Origin of the sequence: Terrisphaera buseokensis (genome assembly GCF_047521145.2) — a bacterium.
Classification (GTDB): domain Bacteria; phylum Verrucomicrobiota; class Verrucomicrobiia; order Opitutales; family Opitutaceae; genus ER46.
Window position 1 is genome coordinate 5864874 of the sequence record NZ_CM134186.1, and the last position, 11231, is coordinate 5876104.

General features: G+C 66.8%; 9 protein-coding genes and 1 pseudogene. 7 read left to right on the forward strand and 3 right to left on the reverse strand.

The window, feature by feature from the left end; all coding sequences use genetic code 11:
* Positions 1–59 precede the first annotated feature (59 nt).
* Entirely contained in the window at positions 60–884 is an 825-nt protein-coding gene (gene kduI, locus ACLJEU_RS21995) for a 5-dehydro-4-deoxy-D-glucuronate isomerase (RefSeq protein WP_414663904.1), read from the forward strand.
* A gap of 39 nt (positions 885–923) precedes the next feature.
* Entirely contained in the window at positions 924–1703 is a 780-nt protein-coding gene (locus tag ACLJEU_RS22000; protein WP_414663905.1) for an SDR family NAD(P)-dependent oxidoreductase, read from the forward strand.
* 70 nt (positions 1704–1773) lie between these two features.
* Here ACLJEU_RS22000 and ACLJEU_RS22005 read toward each other — a convergent pair whose 3' ends face one another.
* From ACLJEU_RS22005 to ACLJEU_RS22015, 3 genes are read right to left on the reverse strand one after another with little or no spacing between them, the layout of a single operon-like run.
* Positions 1774–2916: a DUF1501 domain-containing protein gene (locus ACLJEU_RS22005; protein ID WP_414663906.1), complete on the reverse strand. Its 1143-nt coding sequence runs from the start codon at positions 2914–2916 to the stop codon at positions 1774–1776.
* An 11-nt stretch (positions 2917–2927) separates the two neighbouring features.
* On the reverse strand, positions 2928–4493 hold the full coding sequence (locus tag ACLJEU_RS22010; RefSeq protein WP_414663907.1) for a DUF1800 domain-containing protein: 1566 nt from the start codon (positions 4491–4493) through the stop codon (positions 2928–2930).
* 4 nt (positions 4494–4497) lie between these two features.
* On the reverse strand, positions 4498–4998 hold the full coding sequence (locus tag ACLJEU_RS22015; RefSeq protein WP_414663908.1) for a hypothetical protein: 501 nt from the start codon (positions 4996–4998) through the stop codon (positions 4498–4500).
* 566 nt (positions 4999–5564) lie between these two features.
* Here ACLJEU_RS22015 and ACLJEU_RS22020 point away from each other — a divergent pair.
* The 5 genes and pseudogenes from ACLJEU_RS22020 to ACLJEU_RS22040 all read left to right on the forward strand — a co-directional run bounded on the left by ACLJEU_RS22020 (position 5565) and on the right by ACLJEU_RS22040 (position 11136).
* Positions 5565–6482, forward strand: coding sequence for an ABC transporter ATP-binding protein (locus tag ACLJEU_RS22020; protein ID WP_414663909.1), 918 nt, complete (start codon positions 5565–5567; stop codon positions 6480–6482).
* A gap of 54 nt (positions 6483–6536) precedes the next feature.
* The gene (locus ACLJEU_RS22025) at positions 6537–7895 is read left to right on the forward strand and encodes an ABC transporter permease (RefSeq protein ID WP_414663910.1); all 1359 of its coding nucleotides are present in this window, start codon (positions 6537–6539) and stop codon (positions 7893–7895) included.
* 628 nt (positions 7896–8523) lie between these two features.
* Positions 8524–8880 (forward strand): annotated as a pseudogene (locus ACLJEU_RS22030) (CPBP family intramembrane glutamic endopeptidase); the annotation flags it as partial.
* Positions 8881–9156: 276 nt separating this feature from the next.
* Entirely contained in the window at positions 9157–10452 is a 1296-nt protein-coding gene (locus ACLJEU_RS22035; protein ID WP_414663923.1) for a glutamate-5-semialdehyde dehydrogenase, read from the forward strand.
* Between the two features lie 120 nt (positions 10453–10572).
* Complete coding sequence (locus ACLJEU_RS22040; protein ID WP_414663911.1) at positions 10573–11136, forward strand: NUDIX hydrolase; 564 nt, start codon at positions 10573–10575, stop codon at positions 11134–11136.
* Positions 11137–11231: the final 95 nt, after the last annotated feature.

The following is an 11231-nucleotide window of genomic DNA, read 5'->3' on the forward strand; positions in this document are numbered from 1 at the left end:
CGCGCCGCGGTTGTCGTTGCGCGATCCTACTCAACCCGCCAGTGCTCGCTGTACCGCGTATGCAACTCCACTATTTTCCGACGCCCGAGGCCACGAACACGCTGTCCACGGATGAGCTTCGCGCCCGCTTTCTGATCGGCGGCCTGTTTCAACCCGGCGCCGTGACCGCGCACTACACGGACCTGGATCGGATGATTACCGGCGCCGCGGTGCCCACGCGTGCGCCGCTGCCGCTGCCGGACGCGAAGGAGACCGGCACCCGCTTCTTCCTCGAGCGGCGCGAAATCGGCATTCTCAATCTCGGCGCGGAAGGCCAGGTCCGCGTCGGCGCCGTCACCTATACGCTGGGCACGCTGGACTGTCTCTACATCGGCCAGGGCGAAAAGGACGTCGCGTTCGAAAACGGCCCCAGCGGTCAGGCGCAGTTCTATTTCGTCAGCACGCCCGCGCACGCCAAGCACCCCACCGCCGTGGTGCGCCGTGCGGAGGTGCGCACCGATCCCATCGGCGACCCCGCGAAAGCCAACCGCCGCCGCATCAACAAACTGATTCATCCCGACGGCGTGAAGAGCTGCCAGCTGGTGCTGGGCTTCACCGAGTTCGAACCCGGCAGCGTCTGGAACACGATGCCGCCGCACACCCACAGCCGGCGCACGGAGATCTATCTGTATTTTGATCTCAACGACAGCGTCGTGATTCACCTCATGGGCGAACCGCACGCGACGCGCCACCTCGTCGTGCGCGACCGCGAGGCCGTGCTCTCGCCCGCCTGGTCGATTCACTGCGGCGCCGGCACCGGCGCCTATCGCTTCGTGTGGGCCATGGGTGGAGACAACCAGGTGTTTGCCGACATGGACGCGGTGTCGCTCGCGACTTTGAAATAACGCGAATCCGCCCGGACCACGCCACCGCCGCCACCGACCATGTCCGCCCCCGGCTACCTCGAACAGAAATTCGGCCTGCGCGGCAAAGTCGCGCTGGTGACCGGCTCCTCGCAGGGCCTAGGGCACGCGATGGCCCGCGCGCTCGCGAGCGCGGGCGCCGACGTGATCGTGAACGGCCGCGACGCCACGAAGCTCGCACCGGTGGTCGCCGAGTTGTCGGCACTCGGCGTCCGCGCCCACGCGATCGCCGCGGACCTCGGTGATCGCGCTGCCGTGCAGCGGCTCATCGCCGAAGCCATCGGCTGGCAGGGACACCTCGACATCCTCGTCAACAATGCCGGCATCATCCGCCGCACGCCGGCCGCTGAACACAGCGACGCCGACTGGGATCTCGTGTTGCGGGTCAATCTCGACGGCGTGTTCACCGCCTGTCGCGCCGCCGGTTCGCACATGCTCGCGCGCGGCTCGGGCAAGATCATCAACGTCGCCTCGCTGCTCACGTTCTTCGGCGGCATCACCGTTCCCGGCTACGCGGCCAGCAAGGGCGCCGTGGGCCAGCTGACCAAGGCGCTCTCCAACGAATGGGCCGGCCGCGGCGTAAATGTGAATGCGATCGCGCCCGGCTACATGCGCACCGCCAACACCGCGGCCCTGCAGGCCGACGCCGTGCGCTCGAAAGAAATTCTGAGTCGCATTCCGGCGAACCGCTGGGGCGAGCCCGGTGATCTCGAGGGCGCCGTCGTGTTCCTCGCGTCCGCCGCCAGCGATTACCTGAGCGGCCACATCATGGCCGTCGACGGCGGCTGGTGCGGCCGCTGATGCCACCGGGAGCGCAGGCGTCCCGCCTGCAAGGGATCGGAGCAGGCGGGACGCCTGCGCCACCGGGGACTCAACCGTACAACGAGAACGGCTCGAGCGAGTATCCGGGGAACACGGTGCGCAATCCTTCCGCCGTTGTGCCCTGACGCGTGAGAATCGGCGCGAGGACATTCCGGTAATTATTCAGCACCGGCAGATCGCCATAGCCCTCCAGCACACCGCGCCGCTCGAGCACGTCCGGACTCAACCCGCGCCAGGCCCCGTGGATCCGTCCGCCCTGCACGCCGCCGCCGAGCACGAACATCGCCGATCCCCGGCCGTGATCCGTGCCGAACGCGGAGTTCTCCTCCACGGTGCGGCCGAACTCCGTCATCACCACCACGGTCGTCGTCGTCATCCGCGCGCCGAGATCCCGCCGGAACGCTTCCAAACCGGTGGCGAGTCGCGCAGCCAGCGTCTCCACCTGGCCCTGCTGCGCGAAGTGCGAATCCCAGCCAGGCAGATCGATGGACGCCGCCTCGAGGCCGACGCCCGCCTTGATCAGACGCGCAAGCTGGCTGAGCCCGGTGGAAAACTCGTCGCGCCCGTAGGCGGCGCCATGCTCCGGCTGATACACCGTCGTGCGCATCGCCTCGATCCGCACGAGCGCGTCAAAGGTGTCGCGCGCGGCCTCCCCGAGCTGACCGCGCTGCATCGCATACAACCGCTCGAGCTGTGTTTGGAAGGCCGGAGTGCGGCCGCCGATCACGAAGTCGTCGAAGTTCTGCATCACCGTGACCGCCGGCGCACCGAGCAGGCATTCGGGCAGCGCCTTGCCGACCGCCACACAGGTCAGCGCGCCGCTGGCCGCCGCCGGTCGCGTGCGCAGGTACCGACCCAGCCAGCCGCCCGCCACCACGCCGCCGTGCTCCATCAAATCCTGCGCCTCGAAATGCGAGCGCGTGTCATCCTCGATCCCGCAGGCGTGCACAATCGCCAGTTCGCCCTCGCGCCACGCGCGTTCCAGCGGCTGCAGTTTCGGATGCAGGCCAAACCGATCGTCGAGCCGCACGGCGTCGCGCTTCGCGATGCCCAGCCGCGGACGCGCCCGGTGATAGTGTTCGTCCTCCAGCGGCGGCACGAGCGCCAACCCGTCCGCGGCCCCGCGCAAAAACACCACGATGAGCGTGCGACGGGCGTCACCCTGACCGGTGATGAGGGCTTGGGCAGGCATGCGTGGCGGGCTCAGCTGTATTGAAAGGCCGGGGACGCCACGACCAGCGCGACTCCGGCCCCGGACTCGTGATAAGCGGCGCGTTCCTCGGCGGTCGGCTGGCGGCCGAGCAACGTCGCCATGAACGCCTCCGGCCCACCCACCCGCCGGACAAGCTCGTCCGCGGCGATCTGCGTGCCCTTGATCCGGTTCTCCGCAAGTGCCGTCGAGAAATTCCAGCGCCACAACAACGTGCTCTGCCAGTGGCTCGCCTCCTCAGGATAACCGTCGGGCGTCGCATAGCGAAACGGCGCGTGCCCGAGCCGCACCAGATAATCGACGAGCGGACGCGCGACGTCCGTCTCGGCATTCGTCCCGCGCAACGCCGACACCACGAAGTGAAACGGGCGTTTGAATTTCTGGCCGCGGACCGCCGGATCGGAAAACGCGGACGTGGCAAACAAGGCGCGCAGCGTGCCGGGGATGTCGCCCTGCGTGGCCGTGAACGCCGCGGCCGTGTCCCGCACCGCCGACTCGGGCGGCTCGTCGGCGATGAAACGGCGGCAGAGTTTCCACGCGATGTGCCGCGCGGTGCCCGGATGCGCCATGAGAATTTCCAGCACGCGATCGAGATCGCGCGCGCCGAGCCCGGCGGGCACGTCCTGCCCCAGCACACGTTTCGCGCCATCGTCGTGCTGCCGCGCGTTGAACTCGACCCGGCCTTTGAAAAACTTCTTTCGATCCCGGACGGTCCAGCCGGTGAGGCAGCGCGCGACTTCCATGACGTCCTGCTGCGTGTAGCCGCCGTGCACGCCCAGGGTGTGGAGTTCCAGCAGCTCGCGCGCGTAGTTCTCGTTGGGTTTCTCACCGGATCGCGTCACGCGATTCACCCGCCCGTCGAGATACCAGAGCATGGCGGGACTCACCGCGCTTGCCCGCAACAGGCTCCGGAAATTGCCCAGCGCGTGCGCGCGAATCACGTCGCGATCGTCACCGGCCTTGAGCCATTTGCACTCGGCCTTCGAGGGGTCGACGTTGAAGTGATCCGTCCAGAACTGGACCATCACCTCGAACAGCTGCCGCTCGCTCACCACGGCGCGGAGCAGGGTCGCCCGGGTCAACTCGTCCAGCAGCACCTTGTCCTTATACTCGTAGAGATCGCTGACGCGCGCGCCGCGATCCTTCATCGCCGGGAAGAGCTGCTGCAACGGATCACTCGCATCGCCCTGACGGGGAAACAGGCGGCTCTCCGGATCGGCCAGGCTGTCGAATTCGTGCCGGATCAGCCGCTCGCACATCGTGTCGGCGATCGCCTGCGGCGCCAGTTGCTGTTCGATGAACGCCGGCACGCCCATGGTCGCGACGCGCTGGTAGTCGCCGGGTCGCGCACCGAAGGTGAGCCGGTTGATCGCGTGCGAAACCGGGTCGATTTGCACGGTTGCCGGCGGCGCGAGATTCTCCGCGAGCGGCGGCGCCGCAGGCTTGCCCCACCAGCGCCGCGCGTCGGCCGTCACGTCCCGCAACGGGCCGCAACCGCTGCCGGTCGCAAGGACGGCACCGGCGCCGGCCACGATGAACTGTCGGCGCGAACAGTTCACCGGCTCAGAGCGTCACGGAGGTCGCAGGAGCGACCGCGGGCTGACCGCGAAAACCCGACAGCACGAACGCACCGAAGCCGGCGACCAGGGTGAGCGGGAGCAGCACCACGGTGCCATACGTGATCGCCAGCACCACGCCGCCGCGCAGCACGCGCCGCCACGGTTCCGCCTGATCGCGGGCCGACGTCATGCCCTGGCCGATACGCAAGGCCAGACCGGCCGTGCCGAACAGCGCCGTCAGGATCGCCGCGACGATGAGCATCACGCTCAGAAATTTTCCGGGGGCATTCGTGACGTTCTTGCCAAGCAGGATGCCAAGAGTGATCCATGGCACGAGACACCCGATCCCGACCGCGGCACACCGGATCGGCATCGCGCCAAGCCGTGCCGCGCAGCGCTCGACCCTGGCCGGAAACAAACCGGCGGCCATGAGCCAGAGCCCGACGAACACCGTCAGGAGACCCAGGATGACGAGAACCACAGTAAAGACATCGGCGAGATTCATGGGGGGGGGCGGCGAGCGAAGCCTGCGCCGCCATGCTCTCCAACCAGCGGCGGGGCTCAAGGGGTTTCGGGCCCGTGGCGTCGACTCCGCTATGACAGGGTGAAGTTGAGAGTTGAGAGAATGAGCCGTCCGGGTGCATCAGGACGGCACTCTATCCCGCCTTTATTTTTCACCTTCACCCGTCAACTTTCACCTCACCCGGCCGTCACGGCAGCGGCTTCAGGCCCTCGGCCCCGACCGTCCATGTGCCATCATGTGGGAAGCCCGGGGCGTTTACGGTGGGCGCGCCGTTCCAGCCACCCGCCATCCCGGCAGAAAGAAAACGGTAACCACCAGCGACCAGCGTCGGTTCATGAAAGCTTGAAGGTAACGTTCGGCCTTTGGCTTGAAAACATCCATCGGGAAGGAATCGATGCAACGCGCGTCGTGGGAGCGCAGCGTCGCGCCTGCTTGGTGAGGTTTCAAAGGCAGGCCACAAGGCTGCGCTCCCACGCACAGCACCGCCCGGTGCGGCTCGCATTTCTTCACCTTACCGCCTTGCTTCATCCCGCACCGCACCCTGTCCCATGCTCCGTCTCGACTCCGTCACCAAACGCTACGGCTCTCTCACCGCCCTCAACGGCATTTCGCTGAACATCGCCCGCGGTGAGTGCTTCGGCCTGCTCGGGCCGAATGGCGCCGGCAAGTCGACATTGATGTCGCTCCTCGCCGGCCTGCGCACGCCTGACGCCGGCAGTCTTACACTCGATGGCGCGCCGCTTTCCGCCTCCGATCTCTCCACTCGCGCCACGATCGGCCTCGTGCCGCAGAGCATCGCACTCTACGACGATCTCAGCGCGGAGCAGAATCTTCGCATCTTCGGCGAACTCTACGGCCTGCGCGGCGCGACGCTGCGCGATCGGATCGACGAGGCGCTGGCCGCGGTGCAGTTGACGGATCGCCGGCGCGATCGCGTCGACACGTTTTCCGGCGGCATGCAGCGTCGGTTGAACCTCATCGCCGCACTGCTGCACCGCCCGAAGCTGCTCCTCTGCGACGAGCCGACGGTTGGCGTCGATCCGCAGTCGCGCAATGCGATCTTCGACTTCCTCGAGAAGCTGAATCGCGAGGGCCTCACGATCATCTACTCGACCCACTACATGGAGGAGGCGACGCGGCTCTGCTCGCGCATCGGGGTCATCGACCACGGCCGCATCCTCGCGCTCGGCACCCTCGACGATCTGCTCGCGCAGCTGCCCTTTGCCGCCGCCATCGCATTTCCCGTGCGCGCGAGTCACGCCGCCTTCGCCGCCGCCATCGCGCCCCACGGCGAACTCACGTCGGACGACGAGATGCACCGCTTCGGGCCGCGCGCCGACTTCAAGCTCTCCGAATTCTACCGACTGGCTGAACAGCACGGGATCGCGCCGCAGCTGTTCACGCATGATCGGCCCACGCTCGAGGCGCTGTTCCTCCACCTCACGGGCCGCACGCTCCGGGAGTGAAGTCCCGCGCGTGTTTCAACCCTGCCTCACCTTTCTTCCGACCCACGCCGATCCATGAACGCCGTCCGCGTCCTCGTCTACAAGGGCTTCGCCCGTTTCCTGCGCAATCGCACCGCCGTCGCGCTCACGTTCTTCATCCCGATCGCGATGATTTACATCTTCGGGGAGGTGTTCGGCCTTTCGCGCAAGGACTCCGGCCCGGCGGGCATCCGGCTGGCCGTGGTCAACGCGAGCAGCAACCGCGCGGCGCAACGGCTCGTCGAAGTGCTGCAGCAGGAGAAGGCCTTTCGCGTCATCACCACCGTTGAGAACTCCGACAAGACGAGCCGCCCGCTGGTCGAGGCGGATCTGCGCCCGATGATCGAGGCCGGGGCGTTTCGCTTTGCCGTCTTGATTCCCGCGCCTCTGCCCGCGGGCCGACAGGCCGCCTTCCAACTCAGGATCCTGTCGAACCCGCTCAACGAGATTGAAGCGCAGACGGTCAACGGCCTGTTGCAGAAAACGATCTTCTCCCATGTCCCCGAGCTGCTGGGCCAGGCGTTGCAGGCCACCGCGGAGCGACAGATTGGCCCGCAGGGGCTGGCCACGTTCAACCGTGAGTTGAGCGGCGCGATCGCGAGCGCCTTCGGCGGCGACCGGGAGGAGATCAACCGTTCGCTGACCGACGGCGACTTCGGACTGTCGCAGCTGCGCACCCTGGCGGCGACGGATGCCGCGCCGGCGGACGGCAACACCAGCCGATCGACGGACGTGTTTTCGCGTATCCTCAAAATCGAGACCGAACAGGTCGTGGGCAAAAATGTGAAGAGCCCGGCGGCGACCCGCATGGTCGGCGGGTGGGCGATCATGTTCCTGATGTTCGCGCTCAACGGCACGGCCACGTCGCTCTTCGAGGAGAAGAAGACGGGCATGTTTCAACGGCTGCTCGCCGCGCCCGTCACGCGCGCCCACATCCTGTGGAGCCGGTTTCTTTTCGGCATCATTCTCGGGGTGGTGCAGCTGGTGACGATTTTCGCGGTTGGCAGCCTGCTGTACGGGATCGATGTCGCCGGTCACCTCGGCAACCTCGCCGTCGTCAGCCTGTTCGCGGCCGCGGCCTGCACTGCACTCGGCCTGTTCATCGCGTCGATCTCGTCCTCCCCCGAGGCGGCGCAGGGTCTGGCGACGTTTCTGATCCTGACCATGAGCGCCTGCGGCGGCGCGTGGTTTCCCATCAGCTTCATGCCGGAGTTCATGCAGCAGATCGCGAAGTTCACGCTGACCTACTGGGCGATGGAGGGCTTCGCCCAGGTGCTATGGGCCGGCCGGACGTTCACCCAGCTGCTGCCCATCATCGGCATCCTTGCCGGGATCACGGCCGCCGTCATGGCGCTCGCCATCTGGCGCTTCAATCGCGGCCGGTTGTTCGACTGAGGCGGAGGAGATCGCCCGCGAATCACGCGAAGGGACGCGAATAATACCAATCGCTCCTTGCTTTTGGACTTCTGGATCGCTCGTAGCCACGGCTAAAGTCCAAAGGCAAAGAGCGATTGGTACAAAACCCGAGCGTGTAGAGCGTCTACCCTTCCATCAACCTGCGGATGCGAAAATGCGCGCGGGGATGATTTGCTGCTCGAATTCACGTCTCTCCGTGTGATTCGCGGGCAGCTCCCTGATTCAACCGCGCTGCGTTGTCGTTTTCGGCTGACTCTGGCTGCGAAAGCTGCCGCAAATCCTCGGGATGTCGCAGCCCATCCACGCGTCGCCTCGTTTTTCGCTGCTCACCGCCTTCGTCGTGCTGCTCGTCACGCTCGTTGCCGAGATGGTCGTCAGCGGCCTGATCGACTCCTCGTACTCGCTCGGCGCGCTCTTCGGCCTGCACGGTTTCGCCGCCGACGATCCGGGCGTCGAGGTCTCCCTCATCATTCTCGGCCGGATGGCGACGTTTGCCGCCGTCACCGCCTGGGCGCTGGCGCGCGGCGGGGAGAATTGGCGCAGCCTCGGCCACCTGAAATTCTCACCGCTCTGGCTGGGCGTCGCGTTTCTGCCGATCGTCGCGAGCATGCCCGTGTTCATCTCCGAGGTGGACAACCTGCTCCGCGCCTGGGCGGGCCGGGACGGCCTCGACGACTGGGATTTCGCCCCGGAGCTCGGTCATCTCGTGGGCTCGTCGTGGCAGGGATTGGTTCTCGCCGTCGTGGTGGCGCCGCTCACCGAGGAGACGCTTTTCCGCGGCATCATTTTGCGCGGACTGCTCGCGCGCTGGAAACCGTGGGCGGCGATCCTGATGTCGGCCGCGCTGTTCGCGCTCATGCACTTCAACCCCGCGCAGGGCCCCATCGCCTTCGGCCTCGGGCTGGTGCTGGGCTGGGTGTACGTGCGCACCCGCTCGCTCGGTTTGTGCATGCTGGGCCACGCGTTGAACAACGCGTCCACGTTCCTGCCCACGGACCTGCCCTTTCAGGTCGATAACTACAATCATGTGCCGACCGTCGCCACCGGCTTTTTTCATCCCCTGTGGTTCGACGCTGCGGGGCTCGCTTTGTTCGCCAGCGGTGTGTGGCTGCTGCACCGGTGGGCACCGCCTGCGGCTCCCTGGTCCGTGGCACCCTCGCCCGCGGCTCCGCCGCCGCTCATCGTGCCCGCGCCACCCGTGCTGGCGGAACCGCCAAAAACGCTTTGCAGTCCCCCGCTTTTGGAGGACGCTACTCTCCAAATGTCCGCCGCACTCGCCGACCTCGTAACGTCCCTGGCCCAACGCGCCCGCGCCGCGTCCTTGGTGCTCGCGACGGCGCCGCGCGCGAAGAAAGACGCCGCACTCACCCGGCTGGCAGAGTTGATTGAGGGCTCGCATGCGACGCTCCTCGCCGCGAACGCCCAGGACCTCGCCTCACCCGAGGCAGCCGCCCCTTCCGCCGCGGCGCGTGACCGCCTCACGTTGAATCCCGCGCGTCTGCAGCATCTCGCCGACTCCGTGCGCGAGGTCGTCGCCCTGCCCGATCCGGTCGGCGAACTCCTCGACGAGCGGACGCGGCCCAATGGCCTGCGCATTCGCAAGGTCCGGGTCCCGATCGGCGTGATCGGCATCATCTATGAAGCGCGGCCGAACGTCACCATCGACTGCGCGATCCTCTGCCTGAAGAGCGGCAACGCCTCGATCCTGCGCGGCGGCAAGGAGTGTTTCCACACGAACACCGCGCTCGCCGATCTGATCCAGCAGGCACTCGCCGCCGCCGATCTGCCCCGCGACGCCGTGCAGCTGGTGCCGACGACGGATCGTTCGGCGCTCACCACGCTGCTCACGCTCGACACGCTGATCCACTGCATCATTCCCCGCGGCGGCGAAGCCCTGATTCGTTTCGTCGCGGAGAACTCCACGATTCCGGTCATCAAGCACTTCAAAGGCGTGTGCTTCGTGTATGTCGACGCCGCCGCCGACCTCGCGATGGCCGAGGCCATCACGCTCAACGCCAAGGTGCAGCGCCCCAGCGCGTGCAACGCCGCGGAACAGCTGCTCGTGCACCGCGACGTCGCCGAAGCCTTCCTGCCCTCGGTCGCCCGCGCTCTCACGGCAAAAAACGTCCAGCTGCGCTGCGATGCCGCCAGCGCGGAAATCCTGGAGCGCGCCGGCGTCGCGACCACGCCCGCCGCGCCGGCCGACTACACCACCGAGTTCCTCGATTACGTCATCGCCGTGCGAGTGGTGGATTCCGTGGATACGGCCATCGCCACGATCAATCGCGACAGCTCAAATCACAGCGACGCCATCGTCACCGCGAACGAGGCGGCCGCGCGCCGTTTCCTCGCCGAAGTCGACAGTGCCACGGTGTACTGGAACGCGAGCACGCGTTTCACCGATGGCTTTGAATTCGGCTACGGCGCGGAGATCGGCATCAGCACCGATCGCCTCCACGCGCGCGGACCGATGGGTCTGCCCGAGCTCTGCTCCTACAAGTTTCTCATCGAAGGCAACGGCCAGGTGCGTGGCTGAGGCCGATCGATCGGTCTCCGCCGTTGCCAGAAACGGGGACGAATGAACGCCTGGCCGAAACCTGCACTCACGCTCGCCGTTGCCCGCGATCACCGCCCGCCGCCGCTCCTCCTCGCGTTCATGAAACCACTCCCCTGGAAAACGCTTTCCTCGCGCGACGTCCTGCGCGACCGCTGGATTCGCCTGCGCGCCGATCGTTGCGAGGTCGCGCCCGGTCAGATCATCGAATCGTACTACGTGATGGAGGAGCCCGAGTGGGTCCACGTCGTCGCGCTCGATCCGGAGCTTCGCGTGCTGCTCGTCCGTCAGTACCGCCATGCGATCTCTTCATTTTCGTGGGAACTGCCGGGTGGTGGTGCCGATGACGGCGAGGATCTCCTGACCACGGCGCAGCGCGAACTGATCGAGGAAACCGGCGCCACCGGCGACGGCTGGCAACACCTCGGCGGCTACGTCACCAATCCCGGCCGGCACAACAACCGCGTGCAGGGTTTCCTCGCGCGCAACATCCGCCTCGTCCAGCCGCCGAAGCTCGACGAGAACGAAGTGCTCGAGAGTGCGTTCTTCACGATTCCCGAGGTCCTCGAGTTGATTCGCACGTGCGAATTCTCGAGTGCGATGCACGTCGCGCTGTTCTATCGCGCAATGCAGGAGATCGGCGTGATGCGCTTCGAGGTGAAGTAAGGATGGGGTTTGGGATGGACTGGGACCGCGAGCGCCCCCGGTCGCTTCTTCTGAGCAGCGACCGGGGGCGGTCGCGGTCCCACGTCACGTCCCAG

Bases quoted from the DNA above. Each gene is read 5' to 3' on its own strand.
- kduI (WP_414663904.1), top strand. From the start codon at position 60: ATGCAACTCCACTATTTTCCGACGCCCGAGGCCACGAACACGCTGTCC.
- ACLJEU_RS22000 (WP_414663905.1), top strand. From the start codon at position 924: ATGTCCGCCCCCGGCTACCTCGAACAGAAATTCGGCCTGCGCGGCAAA.
- ACLJEU_RS22005 (WP_414663906.1), bottom strand. From the start codon at position 2,916: ATGCCTGCCCAAGCCCTCATCACCGGTCAGGGTGACGCCCGTCGCACG.
- ACLJEU_RS22015 (WP_414663908.1), bottom strand. From the start codon at position 4,998: ATGAATCTCGCCGATGTCTTTACTGTGGTTCTCGTCATCCTGGGTCTC.
- ACLJEU_RS22020 (WP_414663909.1), top strand. From the start codon at position 5,565: ATGCTCCGTCTCGACTCCGTCACCAAACGCTACGGCTCTCTCACCGCC.
- ACLJEU_RS22025 (WP_414663910.1), top strand. From the start codon at position 6,537: ATGAACGCCGTCCGCGTCCTCGTCTACAAGGGCTTCGCCCGTTTCCTG.
- ACLJEU_RS22040 (WP_414663911.1), top strand. From the start codon at position 10,573: ATGAAACCACTCCCCTGGAAAACGCTTTCCTCGCGCGACGTCCTGCGC.